At 55.9% G+C, this 22,392-nt stretch carries 20 protein-coding genes and 1 other RNA gene; 12 read left to right on the plus strand and 9 right to left on the minus strand.

What is annotated here, in order from left to right; translation table 11 throughout:
- Positions 1 to 147 precede the first annotated feature (147 nt).
- The 4 genes from C7443_RS12615 to prsT are packed head-to-tail and all read left to right on the plus strand — an operon-like array spanning position 148 to position 7,917.
- Complete coding sequence (locus tag C7443_RS12615) at positions 148 to 1,542, plus strand: TIGR03013 family XrtA/PEP-CTERM system glycosyltransferase (protein ID WP_110018973.1); 1,395 nt, start codon at positions 148 to 150, stop codon at positions 1,540 to 1,542.
- A gap of 28 nt (positions 1,543 to 1,570) precedes the next feature.
- On the plus strand, positions 1,571 to 3,739 hold the full coding sequence (gene prsK, locus C7443_RS12620; protein WP_211346193.1) for an XrtA/PEP-CTERM system histidine kinase PrsK: 2,169 nt from the start codon (positions 1,571 to 1,573) through the stop codon (positions 3,737 to 3,739).
- Positions 3,727 to 5,082, plus strand: a complete 1,356-nt coding sequence (prsR, locus tag C7443_RS12625; RefSeq protein WP_110018975.1) for a PEP-CTERM-box response regulator transcription factor — start codon at positions 3,727 to 3,729, stop codon at positions 5,080 to 5,082. The genes prsK and prsR overlap by 13 nt, the downstream gene beginning before the upstream one ends.
- A 39-nt stretch (positions 5,083 to 5,121) precedes the next feature.
- Entirely contained in the window at positions 5,122 to 7,917 is a 2,796-nt protein-coding gene (gene prsT / locus C7443_RS12630) for an XrtA/PEP-CTERM system TPR-repeat protein PrsT (protein ID WP_146213301.1), read from the plus strand.
- Between the two features lie 190 nt (positions 7,918 to 8,107).
- Here prsT and ssrA read toward each other — a convergent pair.
- Both ssrA and smpB read right to left on the minus strand, forming a co-directional pair.
- Positions 8,108 to 8,477: a transfer-messenger RNA gene (ssrA, locus tag C7443_RS12635) on the minus strand.
- Positions 8,478 to 8,541: 64 nt separating this feature from the next.
- Positions 8,542 to 9,012: an SsrA-binding protein SmpB gene (smpB, locus tag C7443_RS12640; protein ID WP_110019173.1), complete on the minus strand. Its 471-nt coding sequence runs from the start codon at positions 9,010 to 9,012 to the stop codon at positions 8,542 to 8,544.
- A 152-nt stretch (positions 9,013 to 9,164) separates the two neighbouring features.
- On the opposite strand from smpB, the gene C7443_RS12645 reads away from it, so the two are divergent.
- Together C7443_RS12645 and C7443_RS12650 are read left to right on the plus strand one after the other, a co-directional pair.
- Positions 9,165 to 9,602 carry a type II toxin-antitoxin system RatA family toxin gene (locus C7443_RS12645; protein WP_110018977.1) on the plus strand — a complete coding sequence of 146 codons (438 nt, stop codon included), beginning with the start codon at positions 9,165 to 9,167 and terminating at the stop codon, positions 9,600 to 9,602.
- Positions 9,589 to 9,918 carry an RnfH family protein gene (locus C7443_RS12650; RefSeq protein ID WP_110018978.1) on the plus strand — a complete coding sequence of 110 codons (330 nt, stop codon included), beginning with the start codon at positions 9,589 to 9,591 and terminating at the stop codon, positions 9,916 to 9,918. The genes C7443_RS12645 and C7443_RS12650 overlap by 14 nt, the downstream gene beginning before the upstream one ends.
- A gap of 19 nt (positions 9,919 to 9,937) precedes the next feature.
- On the opposite strand, the gene C7443_RS12655 is transcribed toward C7443_RS12650, so the two are convergent.
- Positions 9,938 to 10,273: an outer membrane protein assembly factor BamE gene (locus C7443_RS12655; protein WP_110018979.1), complete on the minus strand. Its 336-nt coding sequence runs from the start codon at positions 10,271 to 10,273 to the stop codon at positions 9,938 to 9,940.
- 89 nt (positions 10,274 to 10,362) lie between these two features.
- On the opposite strand from C7443_RS12655, the gene fur reads away from it, so the two are divergent.
- On the plus strand, positions 10,363 to 10,827 hold the full coding sequence (gene fur / locus C7443_RS12660; protein WP_110018980.1) for a ferric iron uptake transcriptional regulator: 465 nt from the start codon (positions 10,363 to 10,365) through the stop codon (positions 10,825 to 10,827).
- Positions 10,828 to 10,853: 26 nt separating this feature from the next.
- On the opposite strand, the gene recN is transcribed toward fur, so the two are convergent.
- Both recN and C7443_RS12670 read right to left on the minus strand, forming a co-directional pair.
- On the minus strand, positions 10,854 to 12,545 hold the full coding sequence (gene recN / locus C7443_RS12665) for a DNA repair protein RecN (RefSeq protein WP_110018981.1): 1,692 nt from the start codon (positions 12,543 to 12,545) through the stop codon (positions 10,854 to 10,856).
- A gap of 26 nt (positions 12,546 to 12,571) precedes the next feature.
- Complete coding sequence (locus C7443_RS12670; RefSeq protein WP_110018982.1) at positions 12,572 to 13,471, minus strand: NAD(+) kinase; 900 nt, start codon at positions 13,469 to 13,471, stop codon at positions 12,572 to 12,574.
- Between the two features lie 131 nt (positions 13,472 to 13,602).
- On the opposite strand from C7443_RS12670, the gene hrcA reads away from it, so the two are divergent.
- The 4 genes from hrcA (at position 13,603) to dnaJ (ending at position 18,618) form a co-directional block, all read left to right on the plus strand.
- Positions 13,603 to 14,694, plus strand: a complete 1,092-nt coding sequence (gene hrcA / locus C7443_RS12675; RefSeq protein ID WP_110018983.1) for a heat-inducible transcriptional repressor HrcA — start codon at positions 13,603 to 13,605, stop codon at positions 14,692 to 14,694.
- A gap of 90 nt (positions 14,695 to 14,784) precedes the next feature.
- Positions 14,785 to 15,345, plus strand: coding sequence for a nucleotide exchange factor GrpE (grpE, locus tag C7443_RS12680; RefSeq protein ID WP_246004651.1), 561 nt, complete (start codon positions 14,785 to 14,787; stop codon positions 15,343 to 15,345).
- A gap of 106 nt (positions 15,346 to 15,451) precedes the next feature.
- The gene (dnaK, locus tag C7443_RS12685; RefSeq protein WP_110018984.1) at positions 15,452 to 17,374 is read left to right on the plus strand and encodes a molecular chaperone DnaK; all 1,923 of its coding nucleotides are present in this window, start codon (positions 15,452 to 15,454) and stop codon (positions 17,372 to 17,374) included.
- Positions 17,375 to 17,478: 104 nt separating this feature from the next.
- Positions 17,479 to 18,618, plus strand: coding sequence for a molecular chaperone DnaJ (dnaJ, locus tag C7443_RS12690; RefSeq protein WP_110018985.1), 1,140 nt, complete (start codon positions 17,479 to 17,481; stop codon positions 18,616 to 18,618).
- A 43-nt stretch (positions 18,619 to 18,661) separates the two neighbouring features.
- Here the strand turns inward: dnaJ and C7443_RS12695 are convergent, their stop codons facing one another.
- The 4 genes from C7443_RS12695 to scpC form a co-directional block, all read right to left on the minus strand.
- Complete coding sequence (locus tag C7443_RS12695) at positions 18,662 to 18,940, minus strand: hypothetical protein (RefSeq protein WP_146213302.1); 279 nt, start codon at positions 18,938 to 18,940, stop codon at positions 18,662 to 18,664.
- Positions 18,941 to 18,957: 17 nt separating this feature from the next.
- The gene (locus tag C7443_RS12700) at positions 18,958 to 19,701 is read right to left on the minus strand and encodes a dinitrogenase iron-molybdenum cofactor biosynthesis protein (protein WP_110018987.1); all 744 of its coding nucleotides are present in this window, start codon (positions 19,699 to 19,701) and stop codon (positions 18,958 to 18,960) included.
- Between the two features lie 202 nt (positions 19,702 to 19,903).
- Complete coding sequence (locus C7443_RS12705) at positions 19,904 to 20,083, minus strand: hypothetical protein (protein ID WP_110018988.1); 180 nt, start codon at positions 20,081 to 20,083, stop codon at positions 19,904 to 19,906.
- Positions 20,080 to 21,594, minus strand: a complete 1,515-nt coding sequence (scpC, locus tag C7443_RS12710) for a succinyl-CoA:acetate CoA-transferase ScpC (protein ID WP_110018989.1) — start codon at positions 21,592 to 21,594, stop codon at positions 20,080 to 20,082. Before scpC ends, C7443_RS12705 begins: the two co-directional genes overlap by 4 nt.
- A 198-nt stretch (positions 21,595 to 21,792) precedes the next feature.
- Here scpC and C7443_RS12715 point away from each other — a divergent pair, with 198 nt between their 5' ends.
- Positions 21,793 to 22,317: a DNA-deoxyinosine glycosylase gene (locus C7443_RS12715; RefSeq protein WP_110018990.1), complete on the plus strand. Its 525-nt coding sequence runs from the start codon at positions 21,793 to 21,795 to the stop codon at positions 22,315 to 22,317.
- The last annotated feature ends 75 nt before the right edge of the window (positions 22,318 to 22,392 follow it).

Consider the following 22,392-nt stretch of genomic DNA (forward strand, 5'->3'; position numbering starts at 1 on the left):
GTCGATTGATGTATTCTCTACTTAGCTCAATTTATAAATCAACGCATGGCTGAATTTATCGCTGGTTAGGCTGGAAAAGTAAAGTGGTTGTGGTGCCATTCTGGTATTACAGTAACAGATATATCTTTTAAAATCGGGGTAGTAAGGATGATTCGCCTGTTCAGGCACTATGTGCCGCTGCCGTTACTAACGCTTGCGCTGATTGAATGTCTTATTTTTTTAGCAGCAATTCCCTTTGGTAAGTTTATTCGCTCTGCATTGGAAGGGTGGGCTTTTACGACAGAAGGACTGTTGCTTAAAGCCGCCGTGTTTGCGATTGTAATGGTTTCGATTATGACGGCTATGGGGCTTTACGAGAGAAACTTCTGGGATGGCAAAGCGGACATGATGCTCCGTGTCGCGGTGGGATTCCTCCTTGGGCTGTTTGTTATCACTCTTCTTTATTATATTGCACCAGATTTATATCTCGGGCGCGGTGAGTTTGGTATTGGGTTTGCTACCGCTTTTGCTCTTGTTGCATTTGCGCGGTTCGGTTTTTTTAGATGGTCAGATCATGAGTCTTTGCGGCGGCGAGTTTTAGTTCTAGGGTGCGGGAAGCGCGCAAGGCAGATTGAAGAGCTGGAGTCTGGGTGGGCAGGGAATGGCTTTGCAATTGTTGGATATGTGCAGTTGAATGAAATTGATGATATTCAAATTGATCCGTTATCATTAATTAAAACAGGTGTGCCTTTACGCGATATTGTAGATTCACATCAAGTGGATGAAATCGTTGTGGCTATGGATGATAGACGTAGAGGATTCCCTATAGATGCAATTCTCGATTGCAAGATGAGTGGTGTGCTTATTAGTGATTTATCCAATTTTTTCGAGAGAGAAACTGGAAAAATCCGCTTGGATGCGTTGCACCCAAGTTCAATGATTTTTTCGGACGGATTTCATCAAGCGGCTTTGACGTCTGTTAGTAAGCGGTTGTTCGACGTTGGTGCTAGCTGTTTGTTATTACTTTTGACATGGCCAATAATGTTACTGGCAGCTTTAGCTATTTGTATCGAAGCGGGAGGAAAGGCGCCTGTATTCTATTGTCAAGAACGTGTTGGGCGCAATGATAGGGTATTCAGAGTCATTAAATTCAGGAGTATGCGCGTCGATGCGGAGCGTAATGGCGTTGCTCAATGGGCGGCAAAGAATGATTCACGTGTCACTAAGGTTGGTGCATTTATTCGTAAAACTCGTATAGACGAGTTGCCGCAGCTTTTTAATGTGTTACGAGGGGAAATGAGTTTTGTAGGACCTCGTCCAGAGCGGCCGCAGTTTGTAGAGGAGTTAGAGCGTATAATCCCATATTATTCAGTGCGGCACAGAGTTAATCCGGGAATTACTGGTTGGGCACAGATTTGTTATCCTTATGGCGCATCAGAAGAAGATGCTAAAGAAAAGCTGCAATACGACCTTTATTATATTAAAAATTACAGCGTGTTCTTGGACTTAATGGTGTTATTGCAAACAGCCCACGTGATTCTTTGGGGTAAAGGTGCTCGTTAAATTGGGATGACAGACGGAGCAGATGGGAATGCTGTGGAGCGGAGATCAGTATCTTTATCAGCTTATAAATGCCAGCTACGGAACATGTGCCTTTCTCTATGCTACTTTTAGTTTAGTACTGCTATATAAATGGAGAACCTGGCGGATATCTGGTATTTTTATTGCTGCGACTATGGCCACATCGATTTGGGCGTTGGCTATATTTTTTTTGGCTGAATATTCTAATGCTATTTTTGTGGTTTTGTTTCCTGGGTTGGAGATAATTCGTACTATATTTTGGGTTTTGTTTTTATTGGGGTTATTGAGCCCGCTTATTGTTCGTGATGTAAAGTTAGGTGAGGTGTGGTTCGGTCGTTTGCGTGCCATGCTTATTATATTTGGTATTTGCTTGTATTTATTCGAGTTTTTTTCGAATGGTACCCCATATTTTTCGAAATCACTATGGCCTGATGTGCATATTTTTGCTCATTTGATGTTGGCTCTTGCGGGGTTGGGGATAATTGAACAACTATTTCGCAATACTAAAACAGAGCATCGGTGGGGAATAAAATTTCTTTATTTTGGTGTTGGTGTTTTATTTTCATATGATTTTTTTGTTTATGCTGATGCTTTATTGTTTAGGCGTCTCGATTTGCAAATGTGGGCATCCAGAGGGTTCGTTGATTCGTTAGCATTGCCGCTTTTATTCATGTCGGTGAAACGTAACTCTGAATGGTCTATTGGCTTGTTCGTATCTCAGAGAATGGCTTTGCATACAGCCTCAGTATTAGGGGCTGGGTTATATCTTATAATTATGGCTGGTGTAGGGTATTATATTAGATCTTTTGGGGGGACTTGGGGAACTGCGATTCAATCTGTTTTTATCGTTAGTGCGTTAATTTTATTAATTATTTTGATGTTTTCTGGACAGCTTCGTGCGTATGCACGCGTGTTTCTTAGTAAACATTTTTATCACTATAAATACGATTATCGTGATGAATGGTTAAAATTTACAGAAACGTTATCGGCAGAAGGTGTAGGAGAGCCTGTTCGCGAGAGGGCAATACGAGCCATTGCAGAGTTGGTCGACAGCTCTGGAGGCTGGTTGTGGCAGAGAGATGAGTCAGGGATGTTTGTTTTATCTGCAACTAGGAATGCACGTGATTCCGAGCAACGCAGTATAGCGACAGATAGTAGTCTGTGTCAGTTTCTTTCGGCGCGGCAATGGGTTATAGAAATAGGTGAATATTTAGCTGAGCCGGACCTTTATGAAGGACTGGATTTGCCTAGTTGGCTGACGGGGCTTCAGCGTGTATGGCTTATTGTGCCGCTGATGCAAATTGAGCAATTGCAGGGATTCGTTATTTTGACGAAGCCAAGTATTTCTCGAGCTATCAATTGGGAAGATCGTGATTTACTTAAAACAGCCGGTCGACAAGTTGCGGGGTTTGTTGCGCTGCTGGATGCAACAGAAGCCTTGATGAACACCAAGCAATTCGACGCATTTAACCGTTTATCTGCTTTTATTGTTCACGATTTGAAAAATGTCGCAGCGCAATTGTCACTCGTTGTTAAAAATGCTGAAAAGCATCGTAATAACCCCGCTTTTGTCGATGATGCTTTTAAAACAGTCGAAAATGCTACGGGCCGAATGAACCGACTTCTTTCCCAGCTTTCGAATAAAACGAACGTTTCTGAAAATATACGAATCTTCTCTTTGCATGGAGCGATTCAAGAAGTCGTCGAAATTAGCCGCTCGCGCGCACCGTTACCTGTAGTCGTTGGGGATTGTGAAGGAATTGAGCTTCGAGCTAATCGTGATAAATTTGTCGCAATTATATGTCATCTTGTGAGAAATGCGCAAGAAGCCACTCCGATTACCGGAAGCGTCAAAATATGTTTGGGGCGTGAAAATAGGTGGATTAGTATAAAAATTGTCGATACCGGTTGTGGTATGGATGTGGACTTTATTCGAGCTTCGTTATTTAAGCCGTTTCAAACGACTAAAGGTAACGCGGGTATGGGGGTTGGCGTTTACGAAAGCCGTGCGTTCGTGCTGGGCATAGGGGGGGACATCAAGGTTGACAGTGCAGTAGGGATTGGGACGACTTTCGCTCTGCGGTTGCCGATTGTCGACACAGCAGCGATTGCCGGTGGTTCCGTAATGGATCAAGCATCGGCTTCAAGTTTGGGGGGGGCTGGAAATTGCGCGAACTAAATCGAAAACTGCTTATTGTCGAAGATGATCCAGGTCTTCAAAGTCAGCTGCGGTGGTGTTTCGAGGAATATGAAGTTCTGACGGCGGAAAATCGTGAGATGGCTATTTCTCAGCTGCGCAGACATGAGCCTCCTATAATTACTCTTGATCTTGGGTTGCCTCCAGACCCTACGAATGCATCGGAAGGGCTGGCGACATTGCAGGAAATCATGCAACTTGCGCCCGATACTAAAGTTATTGTAGTTACAGGAAATGATGACAGAGATAATGCACTGCAAGCTGTAGCAGCCGGTGCTTATGATTTCTATCAAAAACCGGTAGATGCAGAAATACTTAAATTAATTGTTGATCGTGCATATAGCCTGTATCAGCTTGAGCGAGAGAATCGAGAGCTCGCATCGCGCGGTTTTGGCCCCCGACTTACCGGTTTAATCTCCGGTAGTCCGCAAATGCTTAAAATTTGCCAAACAGTTGAGCGGATAGCGCCGACCGATGCAACGACTTTACTGCTTGGTGAAAGCGGTACGGGTAAAGAAGTGCTAGCTCGTGCATTACACGATTTGTCAGGACGGGCATCAAAGCGATTTGTTGCAATTAATTGCGCTGCAATTCCGGAAACGCTATTAGAAAGTGAACTCTTTGGTTATGAAAAAGGGGCTTTCACGGGGGCTGCCAAACAGACTAAAGGAAAAATAGAATATGCGGATGGAGGGACATTTTTCTTAGACGAAGTGGGTGATTTGCCTATGTCATTGCAGGCAAAGTTATTACGCTTTTTGCAAGAAAGAATTGTAGAAAGGGTCGGTGGTCGTGATGAGATTCCCGTCGATGTCAGGGTAGTGTGTGCTACTCATAGGAATCTACAGTCACTAATAAAAGATGGCAGTTTCCGGGAAGGTTTATATTATAGAATTAGCGAGATAACAATTAATATTCCTCCGCTGCGTGAAAGGGATGGTGATGCAGTTTTGTTGGGGCGCGCTTTTTTAGATCAGTTTTCTCAAAAAATGGCTAAATCTTTCAAGGGGTATTCTAAAGATGCGTTAGCAGCGTTGGAAGCATACTCATGGCCAGGGAATGTTCGAGAGCTAGAAAATAAAGTTAAACGAGCAGTAATTATGGCGGAGGCCACTCAAATTACAGCAGATGATCTTGAGCTGGAAAAGATTGATGACAATAATTTACCGCTTAATCTACGTAGGATTCGAGAGCAGGCGGAACGTCAGGCGCTTGGTCGAGCAATAAGTCACGCAGATGGTAATTTATCTCATGCGGCAGATTTACTAGGTATTACGCGGCCAACACTGTATGCGCTAATTAATAAATATAATATGAAACCCTGACTGTTACCTGAAGTATAGTGCGGAAAAATTGGAGGTTGTGTGAGTTCATCGGGTATTGAGTCGAAAAATAACCGTAATACTTTAGCGTTGAAAGTCGCTTTTGCGGTAATGGTTGCGGTTGGGCGTCCATCAATTGCTGAGACTTCAGCCGATTCATACGTTGCAGAAGCAAGGCAGTCTATTAAGGCTGGAAATATTCAGGCTGGAATAATCCAACTAAAAAATGCTTTGCAAGACGAACCAGACAATGCAGCTGTCCGTTTGTTGTTGGGGCAGACTTATTTGGCTGCAGGTGATTACGCCGCTGCGGATAAAGAATTGACGCGAGCCAGAGATCTTGGTCTGCCCCGGGTGCAGTGGATCAAGGATCTAGGCAAAGCATTATTGATGCTTGGAAAAGCAGATCGTATAGCTGACGAGCTACAGGTAGATGCTAATGATCCACCTGAAGTGCGAGCCTCTATACTTGCAATCCAAGCTCTCGCGGAACTTGGTGAACGAAAGGTTGATTCGGCCCGAGCAAAGCTAAACGAGGCACTTTCTCTACAGCCTGAGAATGTTGATGCTCTTGTTGCTATGGCGCGTCTTGATGCAAATGATAAAAACTATCAAGAAGCCGATCGGAGAATCGATAAAGTTTTAGTGCTACAGCCAGAGAATTTTGATGCTTTGCTGATTAAGGCGGAGTTGTCAAGGCTGCAAAAGAAACTTCCTGAGGCAGTTTCTTTGTATACTCAGGTTATTTCAAAACGGCCTCGTGAATTACGCGCCCTGCTGGGGCGTGCGGAGGCTAATTTCGAGCAAAAAAATTTCGATGCTGCGCTGGCTGATGTCAATGCGGTGCGTAATATTCGCTCGGATTTACCCCCGGCTAACTATCTGCGTGGACGGATTTTATTAGTACAGAAAAATTTACCCGGTGCACAAGAAGCACTGCTTGATGTTTTACGGTTTGCCCCAGAGCATTGGCCAAGTTATTTGCTGTTGGGAGCGATAGCCCTTCAGCAGGGTAATTTGGAGCAGGCACAGTCATATCTTTCGCGTTTTGTTGCAGCTCAGCCGAGCAATTTGCATGCGCGTAAGTTGCTTGCTGCGACAGAAATGAAACTGAAAAATCCAAAAAAGGCCATAGAAGTTCTTGAGCAAGAAAAGGCTAATGACGATGCTCAGTATTTAGCGTTGTTGGGCAGTGCGTATATGCAAAGTGGTGATGTGCAAAAGGCAGGGATGCTTTTGCAAAAAGCTGCAGAAATATCTCCAGATCAATCAGCAATCAGGGCTCAGCTGGCTCTTTCTATGCTCGCCTCTGGGGAGGCGGATAAGGCAATTTCAGAGCTGGAAACAGCAGTTGATCTGAATCAGGGTTTGGTCCAAGCAGATATCATGCTGGTGCTGACTTTGCTGCAAAACAAAGAGTTTGATAAAGCTGTCGACACTGCAAGGTCTCTCGTTGGAAAATTACCTGATAATCCGATGCCTTATAATTTGCTGGGCGTAGCGGAGCTGGGGCGTCAAGATTTTAAGGCTGCTCGTTCATCTTTTGAGCAGGCACTGAAAATTTCCCCGCAATTTTCGGTTGCAGAGCTAAATTTGGCACAGCTTGACTTAAGGGAAAGCAATGTCGATGAAGCCACGCATCGATATATGTCGATCCTGAAGCAGGACCCGAATAATGCTCAAGCGATGCTTGCGTTGGCTGCAATTGCAGATCGCGCGGGGAATGCTGGTGATGCTCTGCAATGGTTAGAGAAGGCTTGGGATAAAAACCCTTCGCAGTTTTCTGTTGGAAGTGTCTTGGCGGAGCGCTATTTGCAGCGAGGCGAGCGGCTTAAAGCGCTGCAAGTGGCTCGTTCGCTTGAAAGTGCACAAGCGGATTCTCCTGCCGTGCAAAGGTTGCTTGGTATTGTGCTGCTTGCTAATGATGATCCGGCGAATGCAAAGCAAGCATTCGTGCGCTACGGTGAGCTGGCTCCGAAGTCTCCTGATCCGTGGCAATTGAAAGCTGGAGCGGAAGTGCGCTTGAAGGATTTTGCTGCAGCAGAGGACGCTTTGAAGCAAGCGTTGTCTTTCGATTCAAAGTATTTCCCATCGCTCGTGATGAAAGGCGAGTTGCTGTTGCGTGATAGAAGATTTTCTGAACTATCCCAGGTTATTGCTGTTTTACGGGAAGCGCATCCTAAATCAGGCATGGCGGAGCGTTTTGAAGGAGATAGCTTTGGCTTGCAGTCGAAATGGAAAGAGGCTGCGCAGGCATATCAGGCCTCCCTCGTGTTGTCGCCTAATTCTAGAATTGTTCAACAATTGGCTAAAGTTTTGCTTCTTGGCGGCGATGGTAATAAGGCTCGTGATGTTTTAGAGAAATGGCTTGTTGAGCATCCTGAAGACATCTCTGTCCGTATGCAATTAGCTGTCGAGCTTCAGCGTATTGGAAAAATTGATGAATCAATCGAACAATATAAGATTTTGCTATCAAAAAATGGAAAATATGTTCCTGCCCTAAATAATCTGGCTTGGCTTTATAACGAAAAAGGCAGTAAAGAGGCTATATCTTTAGCAGAGAAGGCCAGAGAGTTAGCGCCAGATAGTCCAGAAGTTGCGGATACCCTTGGGTGGGTGCTGACGCAAAACGGCGATACTGAAAGAGGCGTACGTATCCTTCGGCAGGCTGCTGTTCAGGCTCCCCATTTGGGGGATATTCGTTTCCATTTAGCGGTTGCACTTGAAAAATCTGGCAAACCCGATGAGGCAAAACGAGAGCTTGAGCGTTTGCTGAGTGAGGATAGGTCGTTTGAACAGCAGGACTCTGCGCGAGCGATGCTGCAGCGCCTGAAGTAGCGACTTGCACTGTGCTCTCAAGGAGCAAATGCCACTTTCGCAGCCCTGTTTTCAAGCAGGGCCTGCGAAGCTGGTGCTTTCACCCTGCTGGGCTGTGATGCTTTTTTGCGAATGCTGACGTTAGATCAGCTTGTTATTTTGAGATTTTCGATAAAAAAAGGTCTGGATACTATCCAGACCTTTTTAATTTTGGTGGAGCCGGCGGGAATCGAACCCGCGTCCGCAAGCTCTCCGCCATTGATACTACATGCTTAGCCGCGTCTACGATTTAACCGTTCGCGATCCGACGGGCAGGATGTTGAGCGGCGGTCCCGTGGGATTTAGCGCTGCGGCTCCGGGCAAGCGTGTGCGCGATCTCGTTCTGGGTCGACCCCTGCACGCCCTTGCGGGCACCCGGACTTTACGAGCACGTTCCGGAGCAGAGGCTGGCCGGGTTAGGCGGCCAGAGCGTAGTTGTCGTCGTTGGCAACTATTGATTTGCCGCTTTTTTTACGAGGCCTAGCGACATCCTCGGCATGCATCTCAGGTTTTGTAACCCACGTCGAAACCAAGTCGGCCCCATAGCCGAGCTTTAGAAGTATAGCTTAGTCGGTCAGTATGGCCAAGGTCCAACTATTGCAAGGCCTAGTGACGAACGATGCGTGCTTTTTCGCGTTCCCAGTCTCTTTCCTTCTCCACGGCGCGCTTGTCATAGTCCTTCTTGCCTCGTGCGAGGCCGATCTCGAGTTTCGCACGACCTTTCTTCCAGTACAGCGATAGTGGCATCAGAGTGTAACCTTTCCGCTCGACGTCACCGATCAGGCGAGAGATCTCTTCAGCATGGAGCAGCAACTTGCGGGTACGGATGGCATCAGGATGGATGTGGGTGGAAGCAGACAGCAGTGGCGATATATGACAGCCGAACAGGAAGGCTTCTCCATCCTTGAGGAGAACATACGCCTCCTTAAGTTGGATTTTGCCTTCACGCAAGCTCTTGACTTCCCAGCCTTCGAGTACGAGGCCAGCTTCGAATCGCTCCTCAATGAAATAGTCGTGATAGGCCTTTTTGTTTTGCGCGATGCTTGCCGGCGCGGCGTTTTTGCTTTTTTTGCTCATAGTTTCGGGATTGTAGCCTTTGGCGATCGCGCTGGTGTCGAGTGACGCGGTTGAGCCGTCAGTGAGATTCGCGGACAATGCACCATTCCGCCTGAGATTCGGCCTGCTGTACCACATGAGGGTCGAAGATGGGCCACTTTGGGTAAAAGCTGGTGGCGATAATCAAAAAAAGTGCATTGGTCCCGTACTCCGCAGGGAACATGTACGTGTTGGTGGCAGATGTCGAGGCTTACCCTAGGTTCCTGCCTTGGTGTCGTTCCACTCAAGTACGGCAGGTTCATGCGGATGAAGTGCACGCGACGATTGAGATGGCCAAAGGTGCCATCAACAAGTCATTTTCGACTTGTAACCGTATGCAGCCGAATAAGATGATCGAGATGCGGCTGGTCGACGGGCCGTTCCGTCGCCTGGAGGGATTCTGGCGATTTGAGTCGCTGGGTGAGGGTGCATGTAAGATTTCTCTCGATCTGGAATTCGAGTTTTCTAATTCATTGCTGAAAATCGCGATCGGTCCGATTTTTAATCAGATTGCAAATTCTCTGGTGGACGCCTTTTGTAAGCGTGCGGTGGATCTTTATGGCCGAAATTGAGCTCATTAAGGTAGAGGTTGCGTATGCTTGCCCAGAGCGGCAGGTCGTTTTGCCGGTGGAGCTCGCATCTGGGAGCACTGTGCGGGATGCACTGTTGGTGTCACGAATCAGCGATCGGTTCCCGGAAATCAATCCCGAACAGGTTGATACTGGGATCTTCGGCAAGGCGGCTAAACTCGACACCGTGTTGCGTAGTGGGGATCGAGTAGAAATTTATCGCGCACTGGTCGCAGATCCGAAAGCTGTCCGCAAGCAACGTGCAGCTGAAGGTAAACGCATGAAGAAAGGGGGAGGCGATCTCCCCGACGGAGCCTGAAGCCGGCCGGTTGAGTGGACTACGGCTTAGCGTATTCGATCCGGCTTAGGACTTCTCCATCGAAGAACAGTGTGACGTGCCGTTCTTCAGGCTCACCATCGTCATAGGTGCCGGGCCGATAGATATAGACGTAGTCCCAGCGGTTCTGGTGGAAGGGATCGGTAAGCAGGGGGGATCCCATCAATGCTTGTACTTGGGTGCGGGTCATGCCTGCATGCAGGCTGTTCAGGGCGGACTGCTCAAGGTAGTTACCTTGGCGAATCTTCGTCTTATAGAAACTCGGCAAGGTCAGGGAGCAGGCGCCTGTGACGAAGAGGGTGCTGGCCAGTGCCGCGCAGACGAAAATCCGGTGCATTTGAAGGGGGGTCCGCCGTTGTTTAGACTGCCGCAGAGCATAACCCAAAGCCCTCGACACGGGCAGAACAGCTGACGAGGTTGAGTCTCTTGGGTTCCAGAGAACTGAAAGAAGTCGGATTGAAGGTCACGCTGCCGCGCATGAAGATCCTGGCCATCCTCCAGGAGCGCGGCGGTAGCCAGCATCTGAGCGCAGAAGATGTCTATAAAGCCTTGCTGGCCAGTGGTGAAGAGGTCGGGCTGGCAACCGTCTATCGGGTACTGACACAGTTCGAATCGGCGGGATTGGTGCACCGCCATCATTTCGAAGGTGGACAGTCGGTATTCGAGCTGAATCATGGCGAGCATCATGACCACATGCTCTGTCTGCAGTGCGGCCATATCGAAGAGTTCGTCGACGAAACCATCGAGGCACGCCAGCGTGAGATTGCCGGGCGGATGGGGTTCGAGCTGGCCGATCACGCGTTAACTCTTTATGGCAACTGCATGCGGCCGGACTGCGAGCGCAAGCGTCTGTTGAAGCAGACGGGCCCTGAGCAGAGCGAGGAGTCCTGAGTTTTTCTGTTATTGCTTGGCTGTGCTCAGGCGGGCGGGAGTTTGGTCTCACTCTGACGAGTCCGTTTGAGCATTTCACGGGCGTGGGTCAGTGTCGAAGTGGTGATTTCGACGCCCCCCAGCATCCGTGCGATTTCATGCACTCGCTCTTTGTTGCTGAGTGGGGCCACGGTCGTATGGGTGGATTCACCATCGGTGGCTTTGCGTACGAACAGGTGGTGATCCGCCTGCGCCGCGACCTGCGGCAGATGGGTGACGCACAAAACTTGGCCGTGTCGACCGAGCTCCCGCAGTCGTCGACCGACGATTTCCGCGACGCCACCGCCAATGCCGGTATCCACTTCATCGAAGATCAGTGTGGACGCCTGTGCACCGTGGGCGGTGATGACCTGCAGCGCAAGCGAGATGCGCGCCAGTTCTCCGCCGGAAGCTACTTTGGCCAGCGCACGCAGCGGTTGGCCGGGGTTGGCGCTGACGAGGAATTCGACGCTTTGCAGGCCGTTTGCTGATGGTTTGTCGATCTGTGTGAGCTCGACGGCGAAGCGGCCGCCCGGCATGCCCAGCTCATGCATCGCTGCGCTGACCTGCTGGCCCAGTTCGGCGGCTGAGTGAGAGCGTTGCGCGCCGACGCGTTCGGCGATCCGACGGTATTCGACTTCAGTGTCTTTCAATTGCCGGCCGAGGTCGTCGGCGTGTTGTTCGCTGTGCTCAAGCTCGTCGAGTTCCGTGCGCAGATGTTCGAGCAGGGCTGGCAGATCTTCGGGGCGCTGGCGGTGTTTGCGCGCCAGGGCCTGAATCTCGGCCAGACGATTTTCCAGCCACTCAAGCCGGCGGGGATCGAGGTCCAGGCGGCTGACGTAACGCCGCAGCTCGTCACTGGCCTCCTGCACCTGGATCAGCGCCGAGTTGAGCAGCTCCGTGCTCGGCAGCAGGCTGGCATCGACGTTGGCCAACTCACCCAGCTCGGCTGCGGCGTGGCCGAGCAGGCTCTGCACTGAACAGGCGTCATTTTCATAGAGCGCATCGAGGACGCGCTGGCTGCTGTCCAGCAGGCGACCTGCATTGGCCAGACGCCGGTGTTCGTCCTCCAGCTGGCCCAGTTCATCGGGGCCGAGCCCGAGTTCTTCGAGTTCGCGGGCCTGATAGCGCAGCATGTCGAGGCGTGCCTCGCGTTCGGCGCTGCGTTGTTCGAGCTCGTCGATCTGGCGGCGGATGCGCGCCCAGCTCTGAAATGCGCTGGCCAGCTGCTCAAGTTCTGCACCGAGGCCGGCGAAGGCGTCGAGCAGCGCACGCTGGGCATCGCGCTTCATCAGCGACTGATGTTCGTGCTGACCGTGGATATCGACGAGGCGCTCGCCGAGATCGCGCAGGCTGGCCAGGGGCAGCGGCGTACCGTTGATGTAAGCGCGTGAGCGGCCATCGCGTCCGATCGTGCGGCGCAGCCAGCAATCGCGATCGGCATCGAGGTCGCGTTCGGCGAGCCAGTCCTGCGCAGCGGGCAGCTGTTCGAGATCGAAAGCGGCGCTGATTTCCGCGCGCTCGGCGCCGTGGCGCACGACGCCGCTGTCAGCACGGTCGCCGAGCAGCAGGCCGAGGGCATCGACCATGATCGATTTTCCAGCGCCGGTTTCGCCGGTGACAGCGGTCATGCCTGCGCTCAGTTCGAGTTCGATGTACTCGACGATGGCGAAGTCGCGGATTTGCAGATGGGTCAGCATCGGGAACGGCCCTCGCGCAGCGGGGGTCAGCGGTTGAACTCGGTACCTTCGGGATTGACGCCCCAGCGCAGCTTGGCGCGCAGCAGCTCATAGTAATCGTGGTTGAGCGGATGCAGCAGACGCAGCTGACGGCGTTTGCGGCGGATGACGATGCGATCGCCCGGTTCGATGGGCAGGCTGATCTGGCCATCGCAGGTGATCTGCGTCTGTGTAGTGTTGCGCCCGCGCACGACGATTTCGATATCGGAATCGGCACCGATGACAATCGGCCGGTGCGTCAGCGTGTGCGGGCAGATCGGTACGACGACGAAGGCTTCGAGCGTCGGGTGCAGGATCGGCCCGCCGCCGGACAAGGCATACGCCGTGGAGCCGGTCGGCGTGGCGATGATCAGGCCATCGGCCCGGTAAGCGTTGAGCAGTTGGCCGTCGAGGAAGGTGTCGAGTTCGACCATGCGCGCGACGTCACGCTTATGGACGACGACGTCGTTGAGGGCATCGGCCTCGCTGATGACCTGCTCGCCGCGGCGTACCTGGGCATGCAGCAGCGCGCGGTTTTCCTCGTGGTAGCGGCCCTGCAGGATGGCGTCGAGCCCGGCCGGGATTTCCGCCGGGGATACGTCGGTCAGGAAGCCGAGCCGGCCGAGGTTGACGCCGACGATCGGCACCTGGAAGTCGACCAGCGAACGCGCCGCGTTGAGCAGCGTGCCGTCACCGCCGACGACGATGGCCAGCTCCGCCCGGCGGCCGATCTCGCGTCGGGTGGCGACATCCACGCCCTGTGCCGCGGTCAGTTGCGCCGTGTCTTCATCGAGCAGTACCTGCCGCCCGGCCTGCCGCAGGAAGTCGGCGATCTGCGCGAGAGTGTCGGCGACGCCGGGATCGCCGTATTTGCCGATGAGGCCGATGGTTTCGAACAGATAGGGCATCGTGAATCGCCGGTGACCGATAGGAATAGGTTCACATGCACCATGATCGCACGGTCGGGGCCTGCTGTGCGGTGCCTGCTGCGCCTTGACACTGTTGATGCCGCTGTTTAGCTTGATCCGTTGGCACTCCGATGACTGGAGTGCCAACAGCGGAGGCGCAGCGCGTGGCAGAGCAGCAGGTGCCGACCACCCAGTTGTCGGAACGGGCGCAGCAGCTTTTAAAGCTGCTGGTGGAACGTTACATCGACGATGGACAGCCGGTCGGCTCTAGGACGCTGGCCAAGGGCACCGGGCTTGATCTGTCGCCTGCGACGATACGCAACGTCATGGCGGATCTGGAAGACCTCGGGCTGCTGCGTTCGCCGCACACCTCGGCCGGTCGGGTGCCGACCGTACGCGGTTACCGTCTGTTCGTCGATGCGCTGATGCAGGTGCGGCCGCTTGAGGAAGTCGCGGTACAGACGCTGCGCCGCCAGTTTCTGCAGGCACAGGATACGCAGATGCTGGTGAAGTCGGCCTCCAGCCTGCTGTCCGGTATTTCACACATGGCCGGCGTGGTGATGATGCCGCGCCGCGAATCCGTCACGCTGCGCCAGGTCGAGTTTCTGGCGCTGTCGGATCGACGCGTGCTGGCGATCGTCGTCGTCAATGAGCGCGAGGTGCAGAATCGCATCATCCACGTTGCACGAGACCACACCGCCGCCGAGCTGACCGAGGCGGCCAACATGCTCAATGCACTGTTTGCCGGCCGCGATATCAGTCAGGTGCGTGCCGAACTGCTGGCTCAGCTGCAGCGCGCGCAGGACGACATGTCCGAGGCAATGCGCCGCGCCGTCGAAATGGCCGAGCAGGCGTTCGGTGACGATGCCGAACCGGGTGATGATTTCGTCATGGCCGGGCAGACCAACCTGATGGGGTTTTCGGAACTCTCCGATGTTGGCCGTCTGCGCCAGCTGTTCGAGTCCTTTACCAGCAAGCGTGATTTGCTCGACCTGTTCGACCAGTGCATGCGGGCTGACGGTGTGCAGATTTTTATCGGCCAGGAGACGGGCTACGACGTCCTCGATGAGTGCAGCGTGGTCACCGCACCCTACAGTGTCGACGGTCGCGTGCTCGGTGTGCTCGGCGTCATCGGGCCGACGCGGATGGCCTACGAGCGTGTCGTGCCTTTGGTGGATGTCACGGCGCGTTTACTGTCATCGGCCTTGAATTCGCGTACCTGATCCCCATACCCACAGCGGACGGCACTGCACGAGCGGACGCCGGACGTTTTCTTTTTTTACAACCGATTGGACTACCTGGAGATTTTCCGGATGAGCCAGGAACAGATGGCGACCCAGGCCGCGGCTGAGAATGTGAGCGAAGCGCCCGCCGACGAGTTGCCGGTCGCGACGGCCGAGCAGGAGATCGAGAATCTCAAGCAGGAGCTGAGCGCGGCTCAGGCCAAGGCCGAGGAGCACTGGAACGAATTTCTTGCCACCCGGGCCGAGATGGAGAACCTGCGCCGGCGCAATGAACGCGATCTGGCGGCCGCGCACAAATTCGCGCTGGAGAAATTCTTCAATGAGCTGCTGCCAGTTCGTGACAGTCTGGAAATGGGTATCCAGGCCGCAGTCGAGGGGGCTGATTTCACCAAGCTGCGCGAAGGCTCGGAAATGACGCTGAAGATCCTCGAAACGGCGATGGGCAAGTTCGGCATGGTCACGGTCGACCCGCAGGGCGAGAAGTTCAATCCCGATCAGCACGAAGCGCTGGCGATGGCGCCGGTGGCGGAAGTCGAGCCCAACACGGTCATCCAGGTCGTGCAGAAGGGCTACATGCTCAACGATCGTCTGGTGCGCCCGGCGAAAGTCATCGTCGCCAAGGCCCCCTGAGCCCTTGAAGCGCGGCGCGCAGGCCCCATCTAAGCGCACAGCAGCACGGCAGAGCGCCGCGAGCCACGAACGAATACAAACCCCGAATTTCCGTAGAGAGGACACCATGGGCAAGATCATCGGCATCGACCTCGGCACCACTAATTCCTGCGTGGCGGTGATGGAAGGCGGTAAACCCCGCGTCATCGAAAACAGCGAGGGCGATCGCACGACTCCGTCGACCGTCGCTTTCCTTGAAGACGGCGAAGTCACCGTCGGCCAGAGCGCCAAGCGCCAGGCCGTGACCAATCCGCAGAACACGCTGTATGCCGTCAAGCGTCTGATCGGCCGTCGTTTCGAAGACCGCGAAGTACAGAAAGACATCGACCTCGTGCCGTTCAAGATCGTCAAGAACAGCAATGGTGATGCCTGGGTCGAGGCGCACGGCAAGCAGATGGCGCCGCCGGAGATTTCCGCGCGCGTGCTGATGAAGATGAAGAAGACCGCCGAAGACTATCTCGGTGAAGAAGTGACCGAAGCGGTCATTACCGTGCCGGCCTACTTCAATGATTCGCAGCGCCAGGCGACCAAGGACGCCGGGCGCATCGCCGGTCTCGACGTCAAGCGCATCATCAACGAGCCGACGGCCGCCGCGCTCGCCTACGGCATGGACAAGGTCAGCGGCAAGGATCGCAAGATCGCCGTTTACGACCTCGGCGGCGGTACCTTCGATATCTCGATCATCGAGATCGCTGACGTCGACGGCGAGAAGCAGTTCGAAGTGCTGTCGACCAACGGCGACACCTTCCTCGGTGGCGAGGACTTCGACAAGCGCGTCATCGACTACCTCGTCGAGCAGTTCCAGAAGGATTCCGGCATCAATCTGGCCAATGATCCGCTGGCGCTGCAGCGTCTGAAGGAATCCGCCGAGAAGGCCAAGATCGAGCTGTCGTCGAGCCAGCAGACCGACATCAACCTGCCGTACATCACTGCCGATGCGACCGGTCCGAAGCACCTCAACATCAAGCTGACGCGCGCCAAGCTCGAAAGCCTGGTCGAGGATCTGATCGAGAAGACCATCGCACCGTGCCGTACCGCACTGAAGGATGCCGGCCTGTCGGTCGGTGACATCGACGACGTGATCCTCGTCGGCGGCCAGACGCGCATGCCCAAGGTGCAGGAGGCGGTGAAGAGCTTCTTCGGCAAGGAGCCGCGCAAGGACGTCAACCCGGATGAGGCCGTGGCCGTCGGCGCGGCGATCCAGGGCGGCGTGCTCGGTGGTTCGGTCAAGGACGTGCTGCTGCTCGACGTCACCCCGCTGTCGCTCGGTATCGAGACGATGGGCGGCGTGATGACCAAGCTGATCGAGAAGAACACTACGATCCCGACCAAGCAGACGCAGACTTTCTCCACTGCCGACGACAACCAGACCGCGGTGACCGTGCACGTGCTGCAGGGCGAACGCGAGCAGGCGCATGCCAACAAATCGCTCGGCAAGTTCGACCTGAGTGACATCCCGCCGGCGCCGCGCGGTGTGCCGCAGATCGAGGTGACGTTCAACATCGACGCCAACGGCATCCTCAACGTCTCAGCGAAGGACAAGGCCACCGGCAAGGAGCAGAGCATCGTCATCAAGGCCAGCTCCGGCCTGAGCGACGACGAGATCCAGCGCATGGTCAAGGACGCCGAGGCGCATGCCGAGGAAGACCGCAAGTTCCATGAGCTGGTCGAGGCCCGCAACCATGCCGAGAACCTGATCCACGCCGCCGAGAAGTCGATGAAGGAGCTCGGCGAGAAGGTCGAGGCCGGCGAGCGCGCCGGGATCGAGTCGGCGATTGCCGATCTGCGTACCGCTGCCAAGAGCGACAACAAGGACGCGATCGTCAAGAAGACCGAAGCGCTGGCCGAGCTCTCTGGCAAACTGGCCTCGCGCGTCTACAGCGCCGAAGGGGCGAGTGACGCCAACGCCGCCGGTCAGCCCGGCGGCCGGAAGCCGACCGATGATGGTGTCGTCGACGCCGAATTCGAAGAAGTGAAGGATCAGAAGTAACGGAAACGGCAGTACGCCGCGGCCGGACCCTGGGGTAAATCCCGGGGTCCGGCCTTGTCGTGAACGGGCGGCGCATTCACCGCCCCCAGCCCCAGATCAGACCGATGGCCAAGCGCGACTATTACGAGGTGCTCGGCGTTGCCAAAAACGCCAGCGACGAAGAGATCAAGAAGGCGTACCGCCGTCTCGCGATGAAATTCCATCCTGACCGCAATCCCGGTGACGCGGCCGCGGAGGAAAAATTCAAGGAGGCGAAGGAGGCTTACGAGATCCTCGCCGATGCCCGCAAACGCGCAGCCTACGATCAGTTCGGACATGCCGGCGTCGAGGGTGGGCCGGGGGGTGCCGGTGGTGCCGGCGGACCGAATTTCTCCGACATCTTCGGCGATATTTTCGGCGACATTTTCAATGGCGGCGGGCGCGGACAGGGCGGCGGCGCATACCGCGGAGCCGATCTGCGCTACATGCTCGATCTGACGCTGGAAGAGGCGGTATTCGGCACCAACGCCAAGATCCGCGTACCGGCGCTGGTCACCTGCCAGTTCTGTAACGGCTCCGGAGCCAAGAAAGGCACCAAGCCGAGCACCTGCCCGACCTGCAACGGTGTCGGTCAGGTGCGTATCCAGCAGGGATTCTTCTCGATCCAGCAGACCTGCCCGCGCTGCCAGGGGCGCGGCGTCGTCATTATGGACCCCTGTGATCACTGTCATGGTCACGGCCGCGTCGAGGAGCAGAAGACGCTGTCGGTCAAGGTGCCGGCCGGTGTCGACAATGGTGACCGCATCCGTCTCGCCGGTGAGGGAGAGGCGGGTGAGGGGGGCGGACCGGCGGGTGATCTGTACGTGCAGATCCGCGTCAAGCCGCACCCGATCTTCACCCGTGAAGAAAACGACCTGCACTGCGAGGTGCCGATCAGCTTCACGATGGCCGCGCTCGGCGGCGAGCTCGACGTACCGACGCTCGACGGCCGCGTCAGCCTGAAGATTCCGGCGGAAACGCAGACCGGGAGGGTGTTCCGTCTGCGCGGCAAGGGCGTGAAATCGGTGCGCGGCGGTCAGCAGGGTGACCTGCTGTGCCGGGTCAGCGTCGAGACACCGGTCAATCTCACCGCCAAGCAGCGCGAGCTGCTGGAGCAGTTCGCCGCGACCTTGGGCGAGGGCGGGCATGAGCATGCGCCGCAGTCGCAGAGCTGGCTCGACAAGGCGAAAAAGTTCTGGGATGAAATGACCGGCTCATCGAACTGAGCCGCATGCGGCCCGCCGTCATGGCGGGCCGCTGCAACACGCTTCAGGCGCGGGTTGCGGCGAGCGTGCTCAGTGCGGCGGCGAGGTTCGGCACATGCTCGGCACCGTGCTCGTCGATGCATTCCCGGGCGAAGTCGAGCAGTGCATCGCCCTGTTCCTCGTCACCGGATTCGTTGTCGAGTTCACGCACGAAGCGCGTGACGCTGCCGGCCACGAGGCCGGTGAGCTTGCGGTTTTCGCCGACGATCTTCGCCGAAGTGATGGTGTTGACGATCAGGTCGGCGACGGTGCGGTAGTAATCGGTCTTGGCAGACTGGCCCATGGCATTGACCTCGCAGCTCATTCGTCGGTCGGTGCGGCACCGTAGTTTTTCAGACGCTGCTCGGCGGCGACGCCGAGGGCCTTCAGCATCCACGGCGGCGGCGAACCGGCCATCATGCCCTGGAATTCGCTGAGGATTTCGGTCGCAGGACCGCCCTCGATGCGCTTGATCGGATAGATATTGGCGCGAATCACCTTGGCCGCTGCCGGCCCCCCCATCGACACTACGTAAAGCACGTGGCAATCGTCGATCAGTTGCGTGCGGAACAGGTTCTTGTCGGCGGCGAAATCGGCTTCCAGCGCATCGCGGATGCCGATGCAGCGGCTTTCAGTGGCCGAGACCTGGTAGACCAGGTAGCGCAGGCAGGAGCCGAAATGGCCGTTCAGCTCGTTGCCGCTGTCCGAGCACAGCGCGACGCGCAGCGAGTCCGGCATATCGCCTTCGGCGTAGGTCTCGATCTTCGGCAGGTTTTCGTCTTCCTGGGTGTCGCCCCAGAGAATACGGGCCGCGAGCTTCAGAGCTTCGAGGCCGATGCCGATGTCTTCACCGTCTTCCTCGCCGTCGAGGCTGCCGAAGCCGGTCTTGAGGTCGGTGACGGTGATTTTGCGCAGGCGCTCGCAGTCGATCTCGTCGCCGATCAGATCCTGCAGGACTTCGATCAGGCGGGGCAGCGTGATCGCCGGCATGGCGCGGGCGGCGAGGGCGATGCGCAGGGCGGCGTCGCGAGTGATGGGGGCAGCAGCGGGGGCGGGGCTGGACATCGACGGTCTCCATGAGCCTGGCGGGGCAGATGCGATACTTGCTGCCTGCACTTCCGGTGCCAGCCTGCGGAGGGCGCATTGAGTTGCGTCAATGAATTGATTTTAAAGTGATCCGCCTCGCAGCCCGAACGCAGGCGGATGTCGTTTGTCAGGTTTGCGACAAGCCGGCATGCAGCGTGCCGGCTGGTCGCAGCCGCGCACCTCAGTGCTGTGCGGGGGCTTTCAGCGGCAGCGGTCCGCTTGTCGTGCAGCTGTCGTGGGACAGGCTGGGTGTCTGCGGCGTATCGGCCTCGACCATTTCCTCTTCGTGCTCGGTGAGCAGCAGGCGGCGATGAGCGCGGATCGTGCCGTGCAGGCGCTTGGACAAGCGGCGGGCGCTCATGCTGCCGCCTCGGCCGTGCTGGCCAGCATCGAGCCGGTTTCGCGGAAGCGCACATGCATCTCGAAGGCGCGCTCCAGCCGGTGCGGCGTCTGGCCGCCGATGTGGGTGACCGCATCCTTGTAGTAGTCGCGCAGCAGATCGCGGTACTGCGGATGGGCGCAGCGCTCGATGATCACCGCAGCGCGTTCGCGCGGCGCCAGGCCGCGCAGGTCGGCCAGACCCTGTTCGGTGACCAGGATGTCGACGTCGTGCTCGTTGTGGTCGCAATGGCTGACCATCGGCACGATGCTCGAAATACGCCCGTCCTTGGCGATCGACTTGGTGGCGAAGATCGCCATGTAGGCGTTGCGCGCGAAGTCACCGGAGCCGCCGATGCCGTTCATCATGTGCGTGCCGAGCACGTGCGTGGAGTTGACGTTGCCGTAGATGTCGGCTTCCAGCGCCGTGTTGAGTGCGATGATGCCGAGGCGGCGGATCACTTCCGGATGATTGCTGACTTCCTGCGGGCGCAGCACCAGTCGCGACTTGTAGCGGCCGATGTCGGCGAATACGCGCCGGTAGGTTTCGGCTGACAGCGTGATCGACGAACCCGAGGCGAAGTCCAGCCGACCGGCGTCGAACAATTCGAAGGTCGAGTCCTGCAGCACTTCCGAGTACATCGTCAGGCCGTGGAACGGCGAATGGATGAAGCCGCTCAGCACCGCGTTGGCGATCGTGCCGATGCCGGCCTGCAGCGGCAGCAGCGAGGTGGTCAGGCGGCCGCGGCGCACCTCGTGCTCGAAGAACTCGATCAGGTGATTGGCGATGGCGGCGGTTTCGGCATCGGCCGGCAGGATCGTCGAGGCGCTGTCGGCCTTTTCCGAAACGACGATGGCGGCGATCTTCTCCGGCGGCACCGGGATTGCGGTTTCACCGATGCGATCGGACGGATCGGTCAGCGGGATCGGCATGCGGTGCGGGCGTCGGCGCGGGATGTAGACGTCGTGCAGGCCTTCGAGTTCGAGCGGTTGCGTCAGGTTGATTTCGACGATGATTTTTTCGGCGAGGATGGCGAAACTCGCCGAGTTGCCGATCGAGGTCGTTGGCACGATGCTGCCGTCGGCATTGATGGCGATGGCCTCGATCACCGCGATGTCGACCGGGCCGATCTGGTGCGTGCGTAGCTGCTCGACGGTCTCGCTCAAGTGCTGATCGACGAACATGACCTCACCGCGGTTGATCGCCTTGCGCAGCGTCGCGTCGGATTGGAACGGCAGGCGGCGGGCGAGCACACCGGCTTCGGTCAGCGTGCGGTCGACGTCATTGCCGAGTGAGGCGCCGGTGAGCAGGGTGATGCGGAACGGATCGCGGCGCGCGCGTTCAGCCATCGCGAAGGGAATGACTTTGGCATCGCCCGCGCGGGTGAATCCGCTCATGCCGACTGTCATGCCGTCGCTGATCAGTGCTGCAGCCTGATCGGCGGACATGACGCGGCTGCGTAGGTCAGCGCAGCGGATACGCTCTTCGAACATTGTCTCTCTCCCCGGGGTAGCGGTTTTGCAAACCTCTGCCGGACCGTGGACAGATGGTTCCATGAGCGGCCCGGAAGCGCGGCAGTTTAAGCTTGAAACTAATTTCAAGCTGTGAAAATTTCTAATACAAAATATCTGAAAATTTGTTAATAACAGCGTGATTTTATTGTATTTAATTTTATTTTCCGAGGTGATTTTATGGAAAACTTGTTGAAAGGATTTGATCCGATTGCCGGCTCGGACGCACGCGCACTGGTGTTGGGTTCGATGCCGAGCGTGGCGTCGCTGACGGCGGGGGAGTACTACGCGCATCCGCGCAATCACTTCTGGCCGCTGATGGCCGCCTTGTACGGTACGCCGGCCGATGCCCCCTATGCCGAGCGTGCTGCGGCGCTGCGCCAGGCCGGCGTCGCCGTCTGGGATGTGCTGGCGGCCTGCCGTCGCGAGGGCAGCCTCGACAGTGCAATCGATCCAGCTTCAATGCAGATCAATGACTTCCCCGCATTTTTTGCAGCGCATCCGCAGCTTCGGCACGTGTTCTTCAACGGCACGACGGCGGAGACGGTGTTTCGCCGCTGGGTGTTGCGCCGACTCGACGGACTGGAGCTGAATCTGGTTCGCCTGCCGTCGACCAGCCCGGCGCATGCCGGACAGACGTTTCGACAAAAGCTGGCAGCGTGGAAGTGTCTGGCCAGTGTGACCCAGATCAGTGCAAACAATTGAAGTTGCCGGCAGTGGCGGTGATGCGCGTCACGTGTCCTACGCTGCAGATGGAGCAACATAACCCTCGGGCCGCTG

This window comes from Plasticicumulans acidivorans (assembly GCF_003182095.1).
Classification (GTDB): Bacteria; Pseudomonadota; Gammaproteobacteria; order Competibacterales; family Competibacteraceae; genus Plasticicumulans; species Plasticicumulans acidivorans.